The 23,488-nt window shown below is 58.6% G+C and carries 11 protein-coding genes; 5 read left to right on the forward strand and 6 right to left on the reverse strand.

Going from position 1 to position 23,488, the window contains the following annotated elements:
* Positions 1–96: 96 nt before the first annotated feature.
* The 4 genes from LQ231_RS22185 to LQ231_RS22200 all read right to left on the reverse strand — a co-directional run bounded on the left by LQ231_RS22185 (position 97) and on the right by LQ231_RS22200 (position 15,107).
* Complete coding sequence (locus LQ231_RS22185) at positions 97–1,401, reverse strand: HlyD family type I secretion periplasmic adaptor subunit (protein WP_230174010.1); 1,305 nt, start codon at positions 1,399–1,401, stop codon at positions 97–99.
* A 39-nt stretch (positions 1,402–1,440) separates the two neighbouring features.
* The gene (locus tag LQ231_RS22190) at positions 1,441–3,870 is read right to left on the reverse strand and encodes a cadherin-like domain-containing protein (protein ID WP_230174012.1); all 2,430 of its coding nucleotides are present in this window, start codon (positions 3,868–3,870) and stop codon (positions 1,441–1,443) included.
* Positions 3,871–3,895: 25 nt separating this feature from the next.
* Entirely contained in the window at positions 3,896–5,617 is a 1,722-nt protein-coding gene (locus tag LQ231_RS22195) for a type I secretion system permease/ATPase (RefSeq protein WP_230174015.1), read from the reverse strand.
* Between the two features lie 70 nt (positions 5,618–5,687).
* Positions 5,688–15,107, reverse strand: a complete 9,420-nt coding sequence (locus tag LQ231_RS22200; RefSeq protein WP_230174017.1) for a peroxidase family protein — start codon at positions 15,105–15,107, stop codon at positions 5,688–5,690.
* 297 nt (positions 15,108–15,404) lie between these two features.
* On the opposite strand from LQ231_RS22200, the gene LQ231_RS22205 reads away from it, so the two are divergent.
* Positions 15,405–16,859 carry a histidine kinase gene (locus LQ231_RS22205; RefSeq protein ID WP_230174019.1) on the forward strand — a complete coding sequence of 485 codons (1,455 nt, stop codon included), beginning with the start codon at positions 15,405–15,407 and terminating at the stop codon, positions 16,857–16,859.
* Here LQ231_RS22205 and LQ231_RS22210 read toward each other — a convergent pair.
* Positions 16,849–17,541, reverse strand: coding sequence for a response regulator transcription factor (locus LQ231_RS22210; protein WP_230174020.1), 693 nt, complete (start codon positions 17,539–17,541; stop codon positions 16,849–16,851). The genes LQ231_RS22205 and LQ231_RS22210 overlap by 11 nt on opposite strands.
* 299 nt (positions 17,542–17,840) lie before the next feature.
* Positions 17,841–18,080, reverse strand: coding sequence for a hypothetical protein (locus LQ231_RS22215; RefSeq protein WP_230174021.1), 240 nt, complete (start codon positions 18,078–18,080; stop codon positions 17,841–17,843).
* 175 nt (positions 18,081–18,255) lie between these two features.
* On the opposite strand from LQ231_RS22215, the gene LQ231_RS22220 reads away from it, so the two are divergent.
* The 4 genes from LQ231_RS22220 (at position 18,256) to LQ231_RS22235 (ending at position 23,481) form a co-directional block, all read left to right on the forward strand.
* On the forward strand, positions 18,256–19,464 hold the full coding sequence (locus LQ231_RS22220; protein ID WP_230174022.1) for an MHYT domain-containing protein: 1,209 nt from the start codon (positions 18,256–18,258) through the stop codon (positions 19,462–19,464).
* A gap of 213 nt (positions 19,465–19,677) precedes the next feature.
* The gene (locus LQ231_RS22225) at positions 19,678–20,544 is read left to right on the forward strand and encodes a xanthine dehydrogenase family protein subunit M (RefSeq protein WP_230174023.1); all 867 of its coding nucleotides are present in this window, start codon (positions 19,678–19,680) and stop codon (positions 20,542–20,544) included.
* A 10-nt stretch (positions 20,545–20,554) separates the two neighbouring features.
* Entirely contained in the window at positions 20,555–21,055 is a 501-nt protein-coding gene (locus LQ231_RS22230) for a (2Fe-2S)-binding protein (RefSeq protein WP_230174024.1), read from the forward strand.
* Positions 21,052–23,481 carry an aerobic carbon-monoxide dehydrogenase large subunit gene (locus LQ231_RS22235; RefSeq protein WP_230174025.1) on the forward strand — a complete coding sequence of 810 codons (2,430 nt, stop codon included), beginning with the start codon at positions 21,052–21,054 and terminating at the stop codon, positions 23,479–23,481. Before LQ231_RS22230 ends, LQ231_RS22235 begins: the two co-directional genes overlap by 4 nt.
* Positions 23,482–23,488: the final 7 nt, after the last annotated feature.

Below are 23,488 nucleotides of genomic sequence, written 5' to 3' on the forward strand. Positions count from 1 at the left end.
GGCCTTCAACGGTCTCGGATGCTTGTCTTTACAGGATCAGCCAGCATATTGGCCGATCCTGTAAATGTGCGGCAGACGTTGTGGCTCGGCGTTGTTTTATTCCTCGCGGAAAGCGCGCATGATCTGGTCCTGCATTGGCTTTGTCAGGTAGGATACCACCGTTCTCTCGTCCGTCTCAATATAGACTTCGACCGGCATGCCGGGCTGAAGCTTGCCGGCAAGTTTGCCGAGGCCGCTGCGAGCGAACGAAACAGTCGTCTTGTAGAACGGAAGACCTGTTGCCTTGTCGACCGATGTGCCGGCGGCAACAAATTCGACCTCTCCGCGGATTTCCGGCGTTGTCTGTTGATTGAAGGCAATGAAACGCATGCGGGCCTGCTGTTCGGTGGTGACCCGATCGATGTCGGTTGGCGCAACTTTGACGTCTACTCGCAACTCGCCCTGTTCCGGCACCAGGGACATGATGGCTTGCCCAGGCGCGACCACGCCACCAATCGTGTGAGCTTGAAGATCATAGATAAAACCGGTCTCGGGTGCGCGAACGGTGGATCGCTCCAGACGATGGGCAACGGCAATCGCCCGCTGCTCAAGCTCGGCAAGCCGGGCGTCGACTGTCAGGATTTCCTTCTGGACTTCCGAGCGGGTGTTCTGGTCGATTGATATCAGCTTGATTTCCAACTCACTGGTTTCAGCCAGTGCTTCGGCAATCTTCGCTTCGATATCGCCGATGGTACCCTTTACCCTGACCATCTGCCGTCTGAGGTCGCGCAGTTCAGATGTCTTCGTCAGGCCCTTTTCGATCAGACTGTTCTGAATTTCGATTTCGTCCGTCAACAATTCCTGTTCGGCCTCGCTGGCCTTGCGTTGCTCGTTCAAGCCGCTGATCTGATTTTTCAGCTGGGCTGACTGCATGCGCAACTGTCCTCGCTGGTTTTCGCGCATCTTGCGGTTTTCAAGCAGCATCTTGCGTTCCTCACGCTCGACGTCAGCCGGCAGTGCCTTGCCTTTGAAGTCAAATGTATCGTACCCGTCGCGCTCTGCGACGAGGCGCGCCCGCATGGCGCCCAGCTGCTGGATCTGTGTCTCGAGAATGCCGAGTTCGATCTTTGCTTGGGTCTCGTCGAGCCTGAGGACCACATCGCCGCGCTTCACGAAATCGCCCGACTTGACCGGGATCTCGACGACTGTGCCGCCGTCGATATGCTGAACCTGCTTGATTTCTCCTGCGATGACGATTTCACCTTGAGAGATCACTGCGCCCGCAAGCTTGGCCTGCGCCGCCCATCCGCCGATGCCGAAAACAAGAAAAGCAGACAGCATGGTCGCTGAGACGAGGCGGCCCCTGATCCCGTTTCCGCGTACATCGATCTGTTCGGGTTTGTTCTTGTCCGACTTGCTCATGGAATAGTCCCCCTCAATTCTGGTTGATGCGCGTGACCGTCAAGCGACTTGCCCGTCTGGAAGGCCGGATGCGGTCAGGATGAAATCTGAGCTGTTCAGTGGGTTGTGGCTGATTACGATGAGTTCGTAGTGATCGTCGTCATCGAGATCGGTGATGAGCTGGACGACCTGGACGTCCTCGCCATCCTCGGTCATTTCGCGAAACAGCTTGATCAGGGTTTTATGGTCCTTGTCGTCGAGTTCCGTCACCAGCGTATCGCCGTCGGCGAAATGCAGCCGTTCCAGCTCTCGGCCAAGCTTGGAGAAATCAATCTTGTCGCCGATCTCGAAGTCATGGATCTCATCGCGACCGCTACCGGAGTTCGAAAGATGCGAAGCGGCGCTGAAGACGAAGACATCATCGCCATCATTGCCGATCAAAATGTTGACGGCATTGCTTGCGCTCAAACGGTCGTTGCCACTCCCGCCTGTGGCATTTTCGACGTTGACCAGAACATCGGTTCCGATATCGTCGCCTTCTGCGACACCGGCACCAAGATCGATGTCGACCGAACTGGATGCCTGAGACGCATCATAAGTGTCGCAACCGTCCCCGCCGTCAATCTGGTCGTCACCGTCATGCCCTGAATTGGTCTCGGACCCAATACCCGCGGCCCTGAACAGATCGTCGCCTGTTCCGCCAGACAATTGGTCGTTGCCGCCGCCGCCGGTGATGTCATCGTCACCGGCACGGCCGACCAGAACGTTGGCGGACCGATCGCCAACCAGAACGTCAGCGCCGGATCCGGCGGTGGCGTTTTCCACTTCGAAGACACGGTCCATGCCAATCTCGGGGCCGGTCGCCTCGTGTTGTGTAAGGTTGATGGTGACGCTGTCGCGGGCAGCAGACGCATCATAGGTGTCGATCCCGGCCCCGCCATAGATCGTGTCATCGCCATCGCTTTCGGCAGATGTTGCGCTGTCACTGCCGTTGATCGCGGACGCCATGTCATGCGAGAGCACCGGTGCGGTCCCGGCAACGAAGACGTCGTCGCCGTCCGCGCCGAGAAGTGCGTCATGGCCCGAGCCACCGGCGAGCGTGTCATGGCCGGTGCCTCCATCGAGAACATCGTCGCCGGCATCTCCCGACAGCACATCATTGTCGTCATCGCCGAAGAGGCGATCGTTGCCCTCGCCACCCGACAAGATGTCATCTCCCGTGCCGCCCTGTACAGAATCCTGGCCATCCTCGCCAAAGACGATGTCGTTGCCCGATCCGGCCAAGATGACATCGTTGCCGCTGCCGCCGAAGATGCGGTCATTACCGTGTCCACCGTGGATCACGTCAGCGCCATCACCACCAAGCAGAAGATCGTCACCGTCATCGCCGAAGATCGTATCGTCGGCCTCACGGCCGTAGACGATGTCGTCGCCGGCGCCAGCCAGAATGATGTCTTTTGACGGCGTGCCGACCAGGACATCATCGCCAGCGGTGCCGACGATCTCTCGCTCGGGTTGCTGGTTGATCGTCAACCAGGCACTGCCAGTGACGCTACCCAGCCCGTCGCTGATCGAATAGCGGAAGGACACCAGGCCAACCATGTCGCGGGTCGGTGTGAAGATCCAGGCGTCTGTGCCGTAGGCGCGGATCGTTCCGGACGCTGTCTCGATGTTCGACAGGGCAAGACGATCACCATCCGGGTCCGTTGCCGCCCGTGCGAGGTCGGCCCAGGTGAGCAGGATCGACAGATTGGCAAGGCCCGTCCCGAGATAGAGTGGCCCTGTTGAAACCGGCGCCCGATTGAGCTTGTCGGCGCCACCGCCACCGCCACCGCCACCGTCACTGTTGCCGTTGCCAGAACCTGTCCCGTCCAATCCTTTGCTGGCGCCGGGGGCCTCGGGTGTGCTCCCAGCGGGCACGCCGGCGCTGGCGGGTGATGCCCCGTTTTGGGCGGCCATCTGGAAGCCGAATTTGAGCTTGCCAAAGTCTTGCGGAGAGAAGTTGAAGCTATTCGCCCTGTCGTCGATGCGAAATGGTCGGCTGGTCTGGCCACGATATCCGTCGTCGCTCGTGTAATCGATGGGGCGGAGATCTGAGGACAAAAAGTGTTGTCGCACCAGTCGCGGCGTCATGCCGTCGGCCTGTCTGTAGTCGTCGATGAATTTCTTCCAGAATGCGGCAAGCTCTTCGGCCAGGGCTCCTGCATCCGGTGCGGCCAGCATGGCCAGCTTCTCGTTTTGCTGGTCGGCGGCCACTTGGCTTTTGTCGGTGTCCTCCTCTGTGTTCGGTGCAGGATTGATGGTTTCCTGCATCCGCCCCAGATATGTGCCGACACCGATCGCGAGGAGCGCAAAGAACGCATGGGAGAACAAAGGCTTGTCCACCGTCTCGCGACTTTCAAACCGTCTTGCGGGGGCTTTGGAGGCGCCTGGCTGCTCTCGTTCCAGCACGAGCGGGTTTTCATGCCTGTCTAACGGATCCATCAGCATTGCTCGTCCTCCTCCGCTTTTAGGTCTACTCGGCTGCGATCGACATAGGTTGGGGCATGGCATAGCGCGGTGGGGTCGAGACATTGGCCGGTGTCTTCACGACATCATCCTTGGGTCCGAACGAAACCAGTCTGCCGCCTTGGACAACACCGACCATGTCGACATATTGCAGGATGCTCGGTCTATGCGCGACCAGGATGACGATGCCGCCGCGCTCACGAACCTTGAGGATCGCTTCGCCGAGCGCTTGTTCGCCTTCTGCGTCCAGATTGGAATTCGGCTCGTCAAGAACGACGAGGAAGGGCTCGTCATAGAGGGCCCGGGCGAGCGCCACGCGCTGACGTTGCCCCGCCGACAGCACTTGCCCTGCTGCGCCAATATCCGTCTGGTATCCGCTCGGCATGCGCACAATCAGGTCGTGTATGCCGGCAGTCTTTGCGGCCCGGAAGATCTTGCGAGCATTGGCATCATCGTCGAAACGCGAGATGTTGTCGGCGATCGTTCCGTCCATCAGGGAAACATCCTGTGGGAGGTAGCCGATATTGCTGGTGAAGAACTCTGTTGGCCACTGCTTGAGGTCAGCGCCGTCCACGCGGATTGCGCCGCGAAGCGCGGGCCATATGCCGAGGATCGAACGCACCAGGGTCGTCTTGCCGCCGCCACTGGGGCCGATCAGCGCGAGCGCTTGACCAGCTTTCAGCTGGAAGCTGATATCGGTCAAGAGCACTGTGCCGGATGTCGGCGCGACGGTTGTGATGTTTTCGACAGTCAGTGTCTCGGATGGTGCCGGAAGATCGAACCGGGTGTCGGGACGATTGAGGACGCCAAGTGTGTCCTTGATCCGGCTCCAGCTGCGCCGCGCGGCCATCACACCCTTCCACTGGGCGATCGCCTGATCAACCGGCGCCAATGCCTTTCCTGTGATGATCGACGAGGCAATGATCGAGCCGGCGGACATGTCACCCTTGATGGTCAGATAGGCGCCGACGCCGAGAATGGCGGATTGCAGCATCATGCGCAGCACCTTGGAGATGCCGGCAAAGGTCCCGGAAATGTCGGATGTCGCAGTCTGTGCATCGATATGGCGAACATTGGCTGCTTCGAAGCGGTCGAGCGCTCGTTCCGTCATGCCCATCGAATACAGCACATCGCCGTTACGCAGGTGGTTGTCGGCGACGACATTGCGCTGGACGGCCGTGCGTGCCAGGTCGCGCGCATGGCGGCGAGACAGCAGTTCGGCAGCGAGCGTCAGGCAGGACAGGAAGAGCGCGCCGCCGAGTGTCAGCATGCCGAGCACCGGATGAAGCAACCAGACGAAAATCAGATAGATCGGGATCCATGGCAGGTCGAACAGCGCGACCGGACCGGCGCCGCTCAAAAAGCCGCGGACGGTGTCGACGTCCCGGCCGCGTTCTGCTGCTTCCGCCGGTGCGTAGCCGAAACGCGGCATCTCGATGACCACCTTGTGCACCAGCGGCGCAATCTTGGCATCGATATTGGCGGCAAAACGCACAAGGATCTGCGAGCGAATGATATCGAAAAGCCCCTGGAACAGATAGAGGCCGATGGCGATCGCCGACAGCCAGAGCAGGGTCGGCACGCTGCCGCTTGTCAGCGCCCGGTCATAGACCTGCATCATGTAGAATGCACCGGTCAGGGCCAGAATGTTGATAATCCCCGAAAGTCCGAAGACGAACCAGAGAAGACTGCCAATGCCGCGGATGGTGTAGCTTGTTTGTTTGCTCATGATCTTGCCCCTTCGCCCTTGTCTGCCCGGCCATGTCACTGGCCGGGCCACCGCCTCATGCAAGACTTCGTCAGGCAACGCCCAGGAAGTCGTTGGATGTCAGGTTGTGACGCCCGTGCAATGCCAGCTCGAAATCGGCTCCGTCGTCGCCCTGGGTATTGCCGCGGATGACGGTGAATTCCTCACCGTCGCGCAGCTCGTGTGTGACGGTGACGTCGCCGATGCCAGTCATGGTCGTACCTGCGGTCAGGTGCAGGTTCGTGCCTGTGCCTGAAAAGTCGATACGGTCGCCGGCCTGGAAGCCGTAGATCGTGTCGCCATTGGCGGCAGCAGCCGAGTTGAACTTGAACACGTCGTCGCCAAGGCCGCCATCCATGATGTTGACGGCACTGGATGCGGTGATCACGTCATGACCCGACCCGCCGATGAAGTTCTCGAAGCCGTAGAAAGTATCACTTCCGGTCGAGCCGCCGCTGACCGAACCACGACCCATGAAGCCATTGCCGAGATCGACGGTCAGACCGCTGCTGTTGACGGCGTAGTCCAGCGTGTCGATGCCGTCTTCGCCGTGATAAACATCGTTTCCGTCGTTTGCCGTCGAGAGAACGGTGTCGTTTCCGGCTCCTGCCCAGACCCGTTCGGCCCCGGCGCCACCCTCGATGATGTCGTCGCCGGCATCTGCGAAGATCAAATCGTCACCGTCGCTGCCGAAGATTACATCCTTGCCAGAACCGGCATGGATTTCGTCAGCACCTGCACCGCCTGTAATCACGTCCTCGCCGTCGCCGCCGAGAATGACATCATCGCCGGTTTCGCCGCGCAGAATGTCGGCACCACCATCGCCGGAGAGTACATCGGTTCCGTCCCCACCGAGTGCGACGTCGTTTCCGGCAGCGCCCTGAAGAATGTCGTTTGCGCCTGTGCCGATGAGTGTCTGGGCAGCGATGGCTGCCGGAGGCGTCACTATGCCGCCGTCATCGTCTCCATCACTATCCTCATCTCCGTCGCTGTCCTCCCCATCTGCGTCATCATCATCATCACCATCACCATTGCCGTCGTCGTCGTTGTCATCATCATCGTCGCCAATGTCGACGCCATCATCGTCGTCTTCGCCGTCATCGTTGTTGTCGTCGTCATCCTGGTCGTCATCATCTCCCTCATCGTCCGCTCCATCTTCGAGGTCGGATGAGAAGACGTCTTCGGGCAGCCCGGTGAGCCCGGTATTGCGCTCAACGATGTCGACGAAGTTCTGACCGTCGATGAAGTCCTCATAGAGATCGAAATTGTCGAAGCGCTCCTTGTAGTAGAAGCGGTCGGCTTCCTGGAGGCGGTCGAACTGTTCGTGCAGGATGGCCCAGAAGGTCGAACCTGCCATGCCGCCATTGAAATGGGCTTCGGCCAGACCGCCGACCCAGAGGTCGACGCGGTCGATACCCTTGACGAGCCCCGAGCCGTCGGCTTGGACGGCAACGATTTCGCCGTTGATTGCCTTGAAGGCCGCAATCTGGTCGGCACGCAGGACGAGGTCGGGATAGGCCGCCATGAACTGCGCAATGACGATATCGGTCAGGCCGTTGCGAGTCTGGAAATCCTGCCAGCTGGAGTAAGGGTTCACCGAACCGCCGTTCGCAATCAGGAAGTCGACGGCGAACTTGACGTAGGGGTCTGTCGACGTTTGAAGGCTTGCCTTGACCTGGTTGAGCGTGCCGAGGCCCACATCGCGACCGCGGGCCACGTTGAAGGCAAAGAGGTCGGCACGAATGCGCACCAGGTCATTGCGGATCGCATCGACAACGTTGAAATCGACTTCTTCCGCGGGCTGCTCGACGATGCCGGCAAGGATCGCGCCGGTGCCAAGCTGCTCATAGCCGGGCTGCGGATCGTAGCCGATCGCCTGCAGCTGAACGAGCTGCTCCGGCGTGAACCCGTCATTGCTCGGGTTGAGGAAGGCGTCGAACAGATTGACCGAGTAGTTCTGTCCGTCATCGCCCTTGACTGTGATCGTGTCGCCGATCAGCGAATGGCCGATGCGGAAGACCGCAGCAGCAAACTCGTGGCTGATGCTTGCCGTGGCCTCGGGGTTGTATGCTTCGAAACCATGATCGCCATCGCCCTGGATACCGCCGATCAGCGCATCGGCAAATTCGGTGAACACGACGCGTTGGTATTCCGCCTCGTTGACCATCTTCGCGGCCTGGAACAGTTCCTCTGTCGTGCCGGCAAACCCCGCATCAACCAATGTGTCGATATGGAAATTGTGGTTGCGAGCCCAGATCGTGTGCATCGAGGTCAGCGTGATGTTTTCGTTGGCGCGACCATCGCCGCCGACATAGTGGTCGAGCAGGTTGATGACCGGGTTGGTGTCGAGCAACAAGGCATGGTCCGAGCCCATGAAGTTGCCGGCAAGGGCACGCACTGTCGCGCCGTCATAGCTGTTTGTGGCGCTGTTCCACAGGGTGGGATAGTAGCCATCGATGGTGATGCCGCCGGCTGGTAGGCCGGGACCGGTAAACAGGGTACCTGCCTCGCGGTGGTGGTCGAGAAGTTCTCTTAGGGTGGACATCAGCTCAAAGCCGGGTGCCGACGGGTCGTCCTCTCCCATCAGGATCCGCGACCCATATCCGTGATTGCCGTCACTTTCGCGCAGCAGTTGGCCGACGATCATGTTGGAGCCGTAAACCTGGTTCTGGTCGACATAGGCCGAGGTCTTGTTGATGTGCTGCGGGATGTCGTCAGCCGATGTCAACGGTTCGGCCAGCGAACCACGGGTGAGGTCGATGAAGTTGGACGCGGCCGGCCCCGGTATATCCACTCCGTCGATGACGACCTGCCCGGCGCCGCCCTTGGGCAAGAAGTCGAGGCCGTGGTCGAAATACTGGCCGAATGCCATGAAGAAGGTATTGGCCTTGTTGGCATTGCTCGGAAGATCAAGCTCCTGTTCACCCAGGACATTGGAGATCTGCCGTGGATCCAGGCCATCAAAAATCGGATTCAGCGCTCTGTTGATGATCGCACCCGTACTGTCGGTGATAACACCTTCGCCATAGCGTGCCTCGGTCAGACGAATGAATGGCTGATCGGCGGCGCCAAATCCTGCATTGCCATCATTATTGCCTTGCCCAGACAGACTGCGGACACCGACGGCACCGTCGGTATCATCATCGTCGGCAAAGGCTGGCAAACCACGCACGAGGTTGGTGATGCCAGCCACGTCCCTGGCGGTCAGCGCAAACGGACCGCTCGGCTCGCTGCCACTGTTGCCGTCATCGTCGTCGCCGTTTGCACCGATCGGCAAAAGTGTCGGGGTCTGACCGGTAAACGTGATGGAGTGCGTGCCATTAGACAGGGTCTTGGTGCCATTGGCATTCACTGTCTCGATATAATCGGCCGGATCGGCGCCTTCGGGGATTTCGATACGATCCTGAGAACGCAGCGTTCCAATCAGCGTATCGTTGCCGCCATTCGAGCGGAACAGGATGCGATGCGCCGATGCCATGCCACTCAGATTGACCGTGTCGTCGCCTTCCGAGCCATTGATGGTTATCGTATTGAAGTTCAGGCTAGTTCCATTGAAGTTGCCAAGCGTGGTGACATTGTCATCGCCAGCACCGGTGTTGATGACGATTTCCTCGACATTGTCGAGTTCGACAGCAACTTGTCCATTCCGTGTGATGACGATTTCCGTAGTTCCAGCAAGGCCGGTAATGCCGTTGGCCAGAGCGGCGGCCCGGCTGTAGACGACGAAAGCTTCATTTGTGCCATCGCCTTCGATACGGACGGTATCGCCGGCGTTGTTGTTGGTCTCGCCGTTGAACCGGTCGCGGCCATCGCCGACATTCCAGACCATGATGTCGTCACCCGTACCGCCCGTCACGGTATCGTTGCCACCACCGCTGAAGATGATGTCATTCCCGCCGCCCGCACTGATCGCGCTTGCCGCCACACCGCCGACGATGATTTCAGAATTGCCGCCGCCATTGATGTCGTTGCCATCATAATTCACTGAGACCGATGCGGTGTCGTTGGCGATGCCATCCGTTGCTGTATAGGTGGCCGACCGGCCTTGTGTTGTGGTGTAGCCGAATGTTGTTACGCCGCCGGCGCGCCCGACCGTGAACGAGGTCGAGTTTTCGGTCATGCCGCTGATCGAGAGCGTTCCGTCCGGATCCACGTCGTTGGCCAGCAATGCCCAGTCCGGTACGTTGAAATTGCCCTGGATATTGGTGATGACAATGTCATTGCTGGCATTGGGCAGATCGTTGATGGCCGTGACATTGACCCTGGTCTCAGCCACGTTCGACGAGAGCAATCCGTCGTTGACCGTCACTTCGATTACGCGCTGCGTCGTGTCTGGGTTTTCTGATGTATTGCGATAGCTGATCGACTGGATGGCGTTCTGATAAGCTGCCAGCGATGCTACGCCTTCGAGGGTCACGACGATCGTCGAGCCGATAACCTGCGTGGTGGCCGTAATCACCGCATTCTGTGCGGTCAATGCAGCCGGGATGACAAACTGGTCACCGGCAAATGCATTGGTCAGCACGATGCTGGCCGATGTCAGGGTTTCGCCATCATCGGTAATTCGCGGCTGCGAGGCGATGGCCGTCGCTGCACCATTTTCGGCGAACGTGGTCTCGATGTCGATGGAAGCCGGATTGGCCGGGAGTTCGAAGACCGCGTTGATGGAGACGTTGTCGATTGAGAAGGATTCGCCGTTATCGAGGGTATTGTTGGCGCGGAAGCGGATGGCGGCGGCATTGGTGAACGGCACGGTGGTTGGCAACGTCACCGATATACCGCCGCCATTGTTGCCATCGAACGTCCGCAGAGTGCTGAAGTTTATGCCGTCGGCAGCGAATTCGAAGAGAATTTCTTCATCGTCCAGAAGGCCGAGGAAGGCAGTTACACCGACATCGCTGATGGTGAAGTTGACGACAGCGGAGGATGCGCCCTCGAGGTTGAGCGCGCGGGTCACCGCTGCATTGTCGGCATTGCCGGCCGCGAAGGTCAAGTTACCGGCATTGGTTACCTGCACGCTGCCAGCTGTCGCACTGGCAGTACCGTCGCCGGTCTCGCTCCAGACGCCATTAAAGCTGCTATTGGTCCCGTTGTTGTTCCCGTAGCTGCGGGTGCTGAACGTGTCGGCCCAGTTGCGGTTGACGATATCGTAGCCGTTAAGCTCGAGTTCCGGTGCGATCAGCGATACCGTGCGGTTGGCGAACTGCAGCTTTTCAATATTCCACAGGCGGTCGATGCCGTCTGCCTCAAGGTTCTTGCCCGTGGCCGGATCGATTGCGCCCACCGTCGGATTGATATGGGCGACGGTGAAGCTGCCATCGCTGTTTGCGGTGATCTCATAGTTTTCGAAAGCATCCCAATAGACAGCAGTGTCGATGTCTCCATCGTGGCCGCCATTGACGATTTCACGCACGATGTTGAGCGAGCCGGGATTGACGGTGCGGTTGAACATCAACTGATCGAGCGTCTGTCCGCTGAAGGCGGGCAGGGCGCCGGTGACGGGTTTGCCATCGACGTAGTCGGAAAGCCGCCAGACAAAGTCGTCGAGACCATCGACTGTGTAGGCAATGCCCTGATGGACAAAGCCGATACGGACATTGACCCAGTTGTCGCCGTCGATGATGTCGTCGCCGCCCATGCCGCGGATGGTGTCGGAACCACCGCCGCCAAGCAGGATGTCGGAGGCATCGGCGGTTTCCATCACGATGGTTTCCGTCCTGCCGGCCACCGTCACCGTGGTGCGGGCGCGGTGCGCAACGAGCGCATCCAGTCCGTCGATCAGAGAAACGTTCTTTTCGAGCAGCGCGTTGGAAAAGGAGTCGAGCGGCGCAGTCGGATCAACCTGGGCAGCATTGCCATTTGGGTCGTAGCCGCCAACGACAACATCGCGACCGGTCAGTTTGTCGCTATGATCCCAGCCGGAAAGACCTTCGACGAGGTCGAACCGGTCGCGCAGGATGTTGGCCTGCTGGTTGGTGAAGATCGCGACGTTCATATCGCTATCGGCAGCCGCCGTGTCGCCCTTGTGGATGGCCCAGTCGAAACCGGCCATGCCGTTGTTGCGCTGGATTCCGGGTCCCTGGAACATGATGTCGTCGCCGCTTTCGGCGTCGTAGTCATTGTCGTTGCCGCGACCGTTCAATACGTCGTGGCCGATAATTGTCGAGTTGAAGAACAGTTCGGAGTTTTCCCCGGCCAGCGTGTCGAAGCTGTCACTTCCCTCGATCCAGTCGTCGCCTTCATTGCCCTTGAGGAAGCCGAAACCCGAGCCACCACGGATGAAGTCGTTACCTGCTCCTGCCGTGATGTCCTTGTCCTCGGCTCCGCCGAAGATGAAGTCCTGGCCTGCGCCGCCGAAGACGAGGTCAAGCCCCATGCCCGGATTGATAACGTCATTGCCGGCGTCGCCGTGGATAACGTCGAATTCACCGATATCGGAGCCCTTGTCGGTGATGACGTCATCACCGGCACCGCCGAAGATGTGATCGACCCCGAATCCGCCTTCGATGTCGTCGTTGCCGCCTTCGCCCCAGAGCGTGTCGTCGCCGGAGCCGCCAATGATGATGTCGTTTTCGGCCGTTCCGCCAATAACCACATGCTGGCCGCCCAGGAAGCGGATTTCATCGATATCGCCGTCATTGTCACGGTCAAAGCGCTGAACCAGCGCGCTGCCGCCAAGCATGCTGCCGAGCACCGGGTCACCGCCTGTCGGATCCGCAGCGCCGATGCCATCATTCCACTGCTTCGCCTGGTTCATTTCCAGGATGAAATCCGCGGTCTGGAACGCCGCACCATTGATATGCAGTTCGCTGTGTTCGGTATCGGTATTGCGGCGAACCAGTTCGGCGAAGCTGTCGGCTTCCAACTGGTTGAGCAGATTGAGGCCCTGCGTGCGGCTCAGGTAGTAGAAACGGTCACCATCCTGCAGACGTTCGATCTGATTTTCGAAGACGAAGGTAAATGTGGAGCCGAGCATGCCGCCGAACGCCATCTTCGCCTCGGCAAGACCGCCGATCCAGAAGTCGACCTTGTTAAGACCGCCAAGATCGCCGCCAGCATAAGTGCCCCGGGCGTTGAGGAAGTCCAGACGGTTGGTGTAGTTCACACCGTTGATGTCGACGCCATCGACGTCACTGCCGTCACCCAGGACAAGCAGCCAGGCTGCATCGCGCTTGGCCTCGGCACCGACAGCGCCGGTGATGGCAGGATGGGTGCCGTAAGCTGCGATGAAGTTGACGATCGAAAGCGGGTTCTTGATGTTCTGGGCGAAGTCCGTCCAGCTCTCGTAAGGCTTCAGATAGGTGTCATTGGTTTGCACATAGAACTGGCGGCGCGCTTCATTGAGCGAAGGAATGCCGGTTTCTCGCGCGCGCGCCATGTTGAGTGCTGCCAGATCGAGAGGCAGTCCGACGAGATTGTTGCGCAGGGCGTCGGTGAGGAATTCGTCGATCTCGTTGCCGCGTTGACGTCCCATGCCGCGCAGGATTGCACCGGCCGCATCTTCTGCTGTGGGGCCGAAGCTGTCGAACATCACCGGGTTGAGGAAGGCCTGGATAAGGCCGATCTGGTCGCGATCTGCTGCGTTGCCTTCGATGCCGAAGATATCGACATGTTCGTTCAGCATCGAGTGGCCGAAGCGATAGACAACCTGGGCGAATTCCTGGCTGATGGCCGGATCGATATCGACGGTATTGGAGAACAGGAAGGCATCGACCTGCGGGGCGATGGCGCGGGCAAATTCCTCGAAAACCAGGTGCTGATACACCATTTCAGTCGAGAAACGGCCGGCCTGGAACAGGCGTTCGCCATCCCAGACAAGGCCGGAGATTACCGCAGGATCGGTCGGCACAGCGGTCACGTCCTGAAGCAGCCATTCATTCAGGAAGGTGACGTCACCGTTTTCCAGCAATGTCTTCTTGATCTCATCCACGTGGCGATTGTGCTCGCCGTGAAAGACCGTATGGATGGAGGTCAGCGCAATGTTTTCATTGCCGCGGCCATCTCCGACAACGAAGTGGCGGTCTAGCAGCTCGTTGTCGTAGGTCAGGTTAAAGCCCATCATATTGGGCTGAATGGCATTGCCGGTTACGTCGTCGGTATCGGCGGTCACCTCAACCATTGGTGTCCCCGGGTTGCGATCCTGGTCGATAAACCCTTTGGGTACGGCATTGTGTGCGATGTCGTTGAGGAACGCACGTCCGGCCGAGGCGAAGGCAAACGAAACACTTGCGCCTGCGGGCACAGTGACACCGGCGGGCAGGTCAGCGAGCGTCAGTTCGGATGGGTGAAGGCCGGTCGCTCGGCCCTCCATGGCAAATGCAGTGCGTCCGAGGACTGTGCCCGTGCTGGAGGTAAAGGTGACGGCGATCATCGCCTGCGGATAGCCATTGGCGCCACGGACGAATTCGCCGTAGAGATCGGTGACCAGCAGCGGAACGCTGTGAACGTCGATGTCTTTCAACTCGATGCCAAGCAGTTCGAGTGCCTGGTTCTTGACATCAGCCCAGGTCGGCGGGCCGCCGGTGGAGCCGGCAAGCATCTGGCCGGATGAAACGGGCTTGCCGTCGAGGTCGCTGTATTCGCGCAGGAAGACCTGATGCGAAGCATTGGAGGTGTAGACCTGGTTCAGGTCGATCCAGGGTGTCGTTTCGTTGGCATTTTCACGGACATCATCAGCCGTGCCACGCACGCCGTCCACGCCGGGCTGGTTCGTGGCACGGGTAAGTACCATAAAATTGGTTGGGCTGCCTGCGACATAGAGCGGGTCGCCGGGTTGCAGGGGAATGATGACGGTCCCGCTGCCACCCTTGGTGGTCAGATCAAGGCCGTGGTCGAAGAACTGGCCGAAAATCGTGAAGAAGCTGTTGTAAGGTGCGGTGTCACCAAGGTCGGCCGAGACATTGGGAACGGAGACATTAGTGCCATCCATCACAATGCCATGCGCATCAAGAATGGCGCTCAGGTTGGGGTCGCTGCTGGTGAATGCCAATCGGATCTCGTTGACCGCATCGTAGAGCTCCTGTCCGGTAAGTCCGCCAACTGCAAGTGCGGCAGCAATCGCAGCTGGATTGTTTAGCGTCTGATCAGCGACGAGGTTTGAAATGACGCGTGGCTGGCTGTCATAGACGTCGCCGGAAGTTTGCGCGTAACTGGTCGGCTGACCGTTGCGTAAATTCGTCTCGGCGCTGTTGAAGACCGGATCTAGCAGTCGGTCCATGATCTGGCTGGATGCGCCAAGGAGCTCACGGTCGGGTGTGAAATTGTTGTAGCTGCCGTCAACGGTGCGAAGACCGTAGGGAACAAGTGCCGCTTGCGCGCCGGTCGCGCCGGTCGGCAAACCGCCGGCTGCGTTCACAAGCGCTGCAATCGCTTCAGCAGGGTCGGCGCCATTGTTGATGGCGGAGGTATGTGCCTCGGCGATCTTGATCTGCTTGAGAATGAATTCCAGGTCGTGAGTGTTCAGCTGAACCATCTGATATCCGGGGCCTTGCCCCGCCTCCCAAGTTTCGAACCCGATGCGCCGCCTGGTCCCCCATGGACATCTGGAGCTGGCATCCCACCTACGACGATGCCAGAACCTCATGTTTTTCAAAGGGAGCATGGTCCAACGAAGATTCGGCGCATGGTCTGAGATTTCTTCAGACCATGGTAGGAAGACGCGATGCCGGAAATTGCGGTACGAATGACAGGATGACGTTGCTTTTCATGATTGATTAAAACACCTTGGCCTAAAGTTACTCTTCTGTTCGATGCTCGCGTGGGGGGAAACATGCGTGAGACTTCAGGGCCTGCGGAAACCTCAGCGACATTGTCCTTAAAGCAGGGACGGTCTTGGAAGTGGCTCGAGAATGCTACGGCAGCGATTTCCAACCTTTCGATTGCCAATCAGTTTCTGATCGCCGCCTCTGTTGTTGTCTTTGGTCTCATGGCCGCTGTCGGTTTCTATACTGCAGCCCAGATCGAGCATTCGGCATTGAGTGCGGCAGGTTCCGCTGGGGCAGCCCGGATGCAGATCTCAATTGCTCCACTCCTGCGTCGAAGTGGCGACGGGACGTTTCAGTTCGATGCCCAGTTCAGTCGCGACATCAATCTTCTTGTCGGCCAGGGGCCGGAAGGCCAGCGCATAACCAATGTTAAGATATGGCTGGCCGATGGGACGACGGCTTTTGCGGTTCGCGGCGAGCACGTCGGTGAAACATTGTTGTTTCGAGAACTGGAAGCGGCATTGGCTGGCGAAACCGTAGTGTCGCGGACAGGGGAGGATAAGCACCAATATTCGCAAGAAGAGATGGACGGCGCGCATCTGGAAATCTATGCGCCGCTTGTGACGGACGTTGGCGGCAAAGTCCTCCTGGCGGGTGAGATCTATCTGGAATCAAACATGCTTGAAGCCCAGATCTCCCGCTCCCGCGCGATCTCGATGATCGTTGTCTTTCTTGTGTCCGTCCCCATGCTTTCGCTGCTTTATCTCATCGTCCGTCGCAGTGGTCGGGTAATCGATGAACAGAGGCAGACATTGCGCGAGAGCCTGCGCAACGCGATCGATCTTTCGATCGAAAACAACCGGCTGCGCGTCATGGCTGACAATGCGCGCGTCGAAGCCGGAAAGCTGAACGAGCGCATCCTCGATCAGATCGGTGCAGATCTGCACGACGGCTCACTGCAGGTTCTCACTCTCGTGAAACTCAGGCTGAGTGACCTTCTTTCCTCGGATGACCTGCCTGATTGCAAGAGGAGCTCGCTCGGCAAGCTTCTGGATCTTGTCTCCATGACCTTGGAGGAACTGCGCAATGTTTCTGCGGGCCTGATTCTGCCGGAACTTGAACACGTGTCCGTACGCGAGGCGATCGAACTCGCACTTAAGCGTTACCTCGAAATTACCGGTTGCGAGGTCAAGCTCGAGGTCGATGATGGCATCGAGCTTCGGGTGCATGATCTGTCGATCTGCCTCTACCGCTTCGTGCTTGAGGGATTGATGAACAGCTATCGCCATGCTCAGGGCAATCGGCAGATGGTCCGGTGCGGGTTCAACCGTGGCCGGCTCTATGTAAGTGTCGCCGACTTCGGCGCTAGACCGGTTCTGTCGTCAGCTAAGGAAGTGCAGAGGGCGAGGTTGGGCAAGGTAAGCCAGAAGAGGCGTATTCGTTCATTCGGCGGAAGGATGCGTTATTTTCCACGTTCCAGCGGCTCGATCGCCGTAGCGATGCTGCCGATCAGTACCTAGTTTCACCCGCGTGTGACTGTGTGGAGTCAGCCAAACGATCCCGGGGGACTGTACGGTTCTTCACGGCAATAACAAGCTGTACCCGGTTGCGTACATTCAGTTTCTGCATGAGTGACGTCATGTAATGCTTGACGGTTTTTTCGCTGATATTGATCGCTTGGCCAATTTCGCGATTGGTCAATCCTTTAAGCAGTCCGCTGACAATCTGCTCTTCGCGATGATGAAGCCGTGCCGGCGAGGGCTGGTTCTTTCGACGCAGCTGGTCGGTCTTCATCGAGACGATCACCTTGGTCGCAAAGCCCGGCGTCACATAGGTTTCACCCCTACAGGCAATCTTGATGGCGTCGTGCAGTTCAGACGAAGAACTTCCCTTGAGCACATAGGCAGATATTCCGGCTTCCAAAAGTTCTATTGCCGGTTGTATCATGTTGCTCGCAGTAAAAACTACGATCTTGGTCGTTGGAAATCCACTCATGATCTGTTCGATTGCAGCAAAAGTGTCGCCCGGCATCGTCAAGTCCATGACAATCGCGTCAGGTTGAAATTCCTCGACGATTCGAACCGCGTCACAAGCTGAGTGACCCATCGCGACAACTTCAAGATCGCTCTTCTCGCTGTAGAGGCTCACAAGCCCCTCAAGCAAAACATGGTGATCGTCAACAAAAGCGACACGTATTTTCATAACGCAACCTGTCTATTTTTTTTATATGTAGCGTTATTATTGTATTAGATAAAGTGGATGGTAAAAGAGTGGTTAATTGTGGTTGTGCTGATCTGCTTGGAAAAATCAACCTTCGATGGTGTGTTCCAGCTTTGCTCGTCATGACCCATTCTGCGCTTGGTCTGTCAATGGACAGCTACCGATTTTATCGGCAGGAAGCTTAGCTATGGACTGCATTGCTGGGATCCTATCCGTCTGATATCAAATGAAAAATACATTTTAGTTTGCTGCTCGCGTGCTGGCTTGCCGGCTGGAGTTGGTCACGTGTTGGTGGCTTTGTCGTTTAAGATTTCGCCATGTTTGGAAACGCATTCCCATGGATTGCAGAAACAGCCACGGCGTCTGAAGGCCAAAATCGCCAGCTTTGACGAAATTGCAATCTGTCTGAAGTGATGGGCTGGTGGTACCATTATTGGGTGATCTCGCTGGGTGCTATTTTTACGATCAAGCTCGCTGAGCTTTTCTTGCCGATATTCAAACAAAGGATCGGCCGGGGTCATTGGAAACGTCGCCAGTTGCACTCGACAAGATGGGCGGGAGATCGATAGGTTGGCGACGGCCATGTTGGGAGCGCGGCCAGGAGGCATGTCGTCCTAGATATCAGGCTGTGAATCTTCGTCCGCTCGTGTCCCAACATGCGCGGTGTTTCGGGTGAAGAGGTTGGTGGCGATAGCGATGAAAGAAATGGTGGCCTCTTTCAGCTACAGTCCGATCCTGGTCGCACTTTCTGTCCTTGTGGCGATCCAGGCAAGTTATGTCGGGATCAGTCTGGCACTTCTGATACCCGGCGCTTTTGCCAATCGGCGTCGTCTGCTGATCGCCGGTTCGGCAACAACACTCGCAGTTGGCATATGGGGCATGCATTTCATCGGCATGCTGGCCGTCACCACTTCCATTGACATCGACTATGCCGTCCTGCCGACGCTTCTGTCCTTCTTCGTCTGTGGGCTTGTCACCGGCATTGCCATATACTTGGCAAGCCTGCGCTCGCAGCGTCTCTTGATCCTTGCCGCGTTTGCAATGGGTCTCGGCATCGTCACCATGCACTATGTCGGCATGATCGCGATCCATTCCGTCGTGCATGTCAATCATGATCCGCGTTATGTCCTGGCCAGTATCACCATTGCAATTGCTGCCTCCGGTCTTGCCTTGTGGCTGGCGTTTTCCGCTGACAGAAGGCCGCCGCTGTTTCTCTGTGCTGCGGTGCTCGGCTGCGCAGTGTCGGGCATGCACTACATGGCCATGGCTGGCATGACCATTCATCCGACCGTCGGCCATGGGACAGTCGCCAAGTCCGTGATCTCAAGCGATATGCTCGCGATCATCGTCAGCATTGTCGCCTGCACAATTTCTGCAGTCTTCATGCTGGCACTCATTCCATCAGAGCCAAGGGATGCGTCCAGCGATGCCGTATGGAATACGCCGGATGCGTTGGCGCCGATGCGTCTTGAAAAGGCGATGGGGGAAGAGCACGGCGGCCACGCGGGGCATTGGGCCGCGCCTGCCACCGAGACTTCGATTGTCCTGCTGCCCGTCGAGAAGAATGGTTCGCGTTTCCATATAGCGCCGGATGATGTTGCGTCGATCCACTCGAATGCGCATTACACCTATGTCTTCAATGGGCGCGACGACCTTTTCTGTCCTCTATCGATCACCGAGATCGCATCGCGCCTCGACAAGGCTCGCTTTTTCCGTACTCATCGCAGCTACATCGTCAATCTCGACTTTGTCCTTCGGATCAAGAAGGTCGGTGATGCCGGTATCGCCGAGCTGGATACACCGGTGCGTAGGACGGTTCCCGTCAGCCGCGCCCGTCTGGCCACGCTGCGACAGGAACTGCAGAGTTACCAGTCGTCAGTGGCAACGGATTTATCCAACGCTTAGGTCAGAGCACCTGTCGCAGTTCGTGCAAACAATCCCGCATTTCGTGCATTTGCAGGCATTTGGTGTGCTTCTGCTTGTGTCAGGGCTTCGATCGCTTCCTCCTTTGTAAACCGGACGCCGTGACTGAGGAATTACGGTGATTTTCTTGGAGGCATTTCGCCAATATTTGGCGGTGTGGATGTGGGTGAGACGTGCTTTGGGAGGAGCGCAATCATGATACCTGGACGCTTTGATTACCATCGGCCGACAACCATTGTCGCTGCGGTCGCTCTGCTCACCGAACTCGGCGAAGACGCCCGGCCGTTGGCGGGTGGCCATAGCCTTATTCCCTTGATGAAGACGCGGCTGGCGGCACCCGAACACCTGATTGACCTCGCCGGTATCGAAGGCCTGAGCGGCATCGAGCTTGCGGGCGACGACATCGTCATCGGCGCGATGACCTCGCAGCACGCCCTGATAGGCTCGCCGTTGCTGGCCGAGCTTGTGCCGATAGTTCGCGAGACGGCGCTGATGATTGCCGATCCGCAGATCCGCTACAAAGGCACGATCGGCGGTAATTGTGCCAATGGTGATCCAGGCAATGATATGCCGGCGCTCATGCAGTGTCTGAACGCCCGTTACGCGTTGACGGGTGTCACTGGTACGCGGGAAGTCCCAGCCCGCGAGTTCTATCTTGGTGCCTATGAGACTGCACTTGCTGCGGGCGAAATTCTCACGGCCGTGCGCATTCCCATCCCACCGGCCGGCCACGGTTACGCCTATGAAAAACTGAAGCGTAAAGTCGGAGATTACGCCACGGCCGCCGCAGCCGTGGTGATCACAGTTGCAGCCGGTACCTGCACAAGTGCCTCGATCGGTCTGACCAATGTGTCGGAGACGCCGCTTTGGGCGGCAGAAGCAGGCCTGATCCTGACTGGCAGCACGCTTGATGCTGAAACGATTGACCGGGCCGTGACTGCTGCCGAAGCGATCACCAATCCGGCGTCCGACATGCGTGGACCGTCTGAATATCGCACCAAGATGGCCGGCGTCATGATGCGCCGCGCGCTTGAGCGGGCTCGCGCCCGCGCCACCGCTTGAGGGGGAAACGATGACCAAATCGCATATCAAAGTCACCATCAACGGCAAGACTGTCGAAGCGCTGGTCGAGCCGCGCACCTTGCTGATCCATTTTCTGCGTGAGCAGCAGAACCTCACCGGTGCGCACATCGGCTGCGATACGGGCCATTGTGGCGCCTGCACGGTCGATATGGACGACATGTCGGTCAAAAGCTGCATGACGTTCGCCGTGCAGGCCGATGGCGCTTCCATTACCACAATCGAAGGCGTCGCCAATCCCGATGGCACGCTGAGTGCTCTGCAGGAGGGATTCCGCATGATGCATGGCCTGCAATGCGGCTACTGCACGCCGGGCATGATTCTCCGCGCGCATCGCCTGCTGCAGGAGAATACCAATCCTAGCGAGGACGAGATCCGTCACGGCATCGCCGGCAACCTCTGTCGTTGCACGGGTTACGTCAATATCGTCAAGGCCATCCAGTATGCGGCGGCCAAGATCAATGGAACACCCTATCTGGAGGCGGCAGAATGAACGAGCAAGTCAAGGTCGACATCGATCGCGCCGAGCGCACAGAAAAGCTGCAGGGAATGGGCTGCAAGCGCAAGCGCGTCGAAGACATTCGTTTCACCCAGGGTAAAGGCAATTACGTTGACGACATCAAGCTGCCGGGCATGCTGTTCGGCGATTTCGTCCGTTCGCCGCATGCGCATGCTCGTATCGTCAGCATCGATACCTCCAGGGCCAAGGCCTTGCCCGGCGTGGTCGCGGTACTGACCGCCGCCGACCTCAAGCCGCTTGGCCTGCACTACATGCCGACGCTGGCCGGCGACGTCCAGGCGGTGCTGGCCGAACACAAGGTGCTGTTCCAGAACCAGGAAGTTGCCTTTGTCATCGCCGAGGATCGCTATATCGCCTCCGATGCCACCGAACTGGTCGACGTGGTCTATGAGGCGCTGCCGTGCATCGTCGATCCGTTCAAATCCATGGATGCGGACGCGCCCATCTTGCGCGAGGATATAAAGGACAAGATGGTCGGCGCGCATGGGCCGCGCAAACACCCCAACCACATCTTCGAATGGATGATCGGCGACAAGCAGGCAACCGATGATGTGTTTGCCAATGCCGATGTCACGATCAAGGAAATGCTGGTCGATCACCGCACCCATCCGTCGCCGCTCGAGACCTGCCAGTCACTGGCCTCTTTCGACAAAGTCAAGGGCGAGTTGACGCTCTGGGGCACGTTCCAGGCGCCGCATGTCATCCGCACCGTGGTTTCGCTGATTTCCGGCCTGCCGGAACACAAGATCCATGTGATCGCGCCGGATATCGGCGGTGGTTTCGGCAACAAGGTCGGCGCCTATGCCGGTTATGTCTGTTCGGTGGTCGGTTCGATCGTGCTTGGCGTGCCGGTCAAATGGGTCGAAGATCGGATGGAAAATCTCTCTACCACCTCTTTTGCCCGCGACTATCACATGACCACCGAACTGGCCGCCACCAAGGAAGGCAAGATCCTGGCCATGCGCGTGCATGTGCTCGCCGACCACGGCGCCTTCGATGCCTGCGCCGATCCATCGAAATGGCCGGCCGGTTTCATGAATATCTGCACCGGTTCCTACGATATCCCGGTGGCGCACTTGGCCGTCGATGGCGTCTATACCAACAAAGCATCCGGCGGCGTTGCCTATCGCTGCTCGTTCCGGGTGACCGAAGCGGTGTTTGCCATCGAGCGGGCTGTGGAAGTGCTGGCTCAGAAGCTGGGCATGGATGCGGCCGAACTCCGGATGAAGAACTTCATCAAGGCCGAACAGTTTCCGTATCACTCGGCGCTGGGCTGGGAATATGACAGCGGCGACTACCACACCGCGATGCAGAAGGCGATGGACGCTATCGGCTACAAGCAGTTGCGCGAGGAACAGGCGGCCAAACGCGAAGCCTTCAAGCGTGGCGAGACCCGCGAGATCATGGGCGTCGGCATCTCATTCTTCACCGAAATCGTCGGAGCGGGCCCGGCCAAGAACTGCGACATCCTCGGCATCGCGATGTTTGATTCTGCCGAGATCCGCATCCACCCGACCGGCTCGATCATTGCCCGCATGGGCACCAAGAGCCAGGGGCAGGGGCATGAGACGACTTATGCCCAGATCATCGCTACCGAACTCGGCATTCCCGCCGATGACATCATGATCGAAGAGGGCAATACCGACACGGCGCCCTATGGTCTCGGCACCTATGGGTCGCGCTCTACCCCGGTTGCAGGCGCTGCCACAGCCGTCGCGGCCCGCAAGATCAAGGCCAAGGCGCAGATGATCGCCGCACATATGCTGGAAGTGCACGAGGGCGATCTGGAATGGGATGTCGACCGGTTCCGGGTCAAGGGTCTGCCGGAAAAGTTCAAGACGATGAAGGAGATCGCCTGGTCCGCCTATAATGCTCCCCCACCGAACATGGAGCCGGGCCTGGAAGCTGTGAACTACTATGAGCCGCCCAACATGACCTATCCGTTCGGCGCCTATTTCTGCGTCATGGACATCGATGTCGACACCGGCGTTGCCAAAACACGGCGCTTCTATGCGCTCGACGATTGCGGCACCCGCATCAATCCGATGATCATCGAGGGCCAGGTGCATGGTGGACTGACCGAGGCCTTTGCCTGCGCCATGGGGCAGGAGATCCGCTACGACGAGATGGGCAATGTCATGGGCGCATCGTTCATGGACTTCTTCCTGCCGACCGCGGTCGAGACGCCGAAATGGGAAACCGACTTCACCGTCACACCATCGCCGCATCACCCGATCGGTGCAAAGGGCGTTGGCGAAAGCCCGCATGTCGGCGGCGTGCCGTGTTTCTCCAATGCGGTCAACGATGCCTATGCCTTCCTCGACGCTGGTCACATCCAGATGCCGCACGATGCGTGGCGTCTTTGGAAGGTGGGCGAGCGGCTAGGCCTGCACGCGTAAGGTTGGA

The sequence above is a fragment of the Rhizobium sp. CECT 9324 genome, from assembly GCF_918741265.1.
GTDB lineage: Bacteria > Pseudomonadota > Alphaproteobacteria > Rhizobiales > Rhizobiaceae > Allorhizobium.

Excerpts from the sequence above, each read along its gene's own strand:
- LQ231_RS22190 (WP_230174012.1), bottom strand. The coding sequence starts at position 3,870 with ATGCTGATGGATCCGTTAGACAGGCATGAAAACCCGCTCGTGCTGGAA.
- LQ231_RS22220 (WP_230174022.1), top strand. The coding sequence starts at position 18,256 with ATGAAAGAAATGGTGGCCTCTTTCAGCTACAGTCCGATCCTGGTCGCA.
- LQ231_RS22210 (WP_230174020.1), bottom strand. The coding sequence starts at position 17,541 with ATGAAAATACGTGTCGCTTTTGTTGACGATCACCATGTTTTGCTTGAG.
- LQ231_RS22235 (WP_230174025.1), top strand. The coding sequence starts at position 21,052 with ATGAACGAGCAAGTCAAGGTCGACATCGATCGCGCCGAGCGCACAGAA.
- LQ231_RS22195 (WP_230174015.1), bottom strand. The coding sequence starts at position 5,617 with ATGAGCAAACAAACAAGCTACACCATCCGCGGCATTGGCAGTCTTCTC.
- LQ231_RS22215 (WP_230174021.1), bottom strand. The coding sequence starts at position 18,080 with ATGACCCCGGCCGATCCTTTGTTTGAATATCGGCAAGAAAAGCTCAGC.
- LQ231_RS22205 (WP_230174019.1), top strand. The coding sequence starts at position 15,405 with ATGCGTGAGACTTCAGGGCCTGCGGAAACCTCAGCGACATTGTCCTTA.
- LQ231_RS22225 (WP_230174023.1), top strand. The coding sequence starts at position 19,678 with ATGATACCTGGACGCTTTGATTACCATCGGCCGACAACCATTGTCGCT.
- LQ231_RS22200 (WP_230174017.1), bottom strand. The coding sequence starts at position 15,107 with ATGGTTCAGCTGAACACTCACGACCTGGAATTCATTCTCAAGCAGATC.
- LQ231_RS22185 (WP_230174010.1), bottom strand. The coding sequence starts at position 1,401 with ATGAGCAAGTCGGACAAGAACAAACCCGAACAGATCGATGTACGCGGA.
- LQ231_RS22230 (WP_230174024.1), top strand. The coding sequence starts at position 20,555 with ATGACCAAATCGCATATCAAAGTCACCATCAACGGCAAGACTGTCGAA.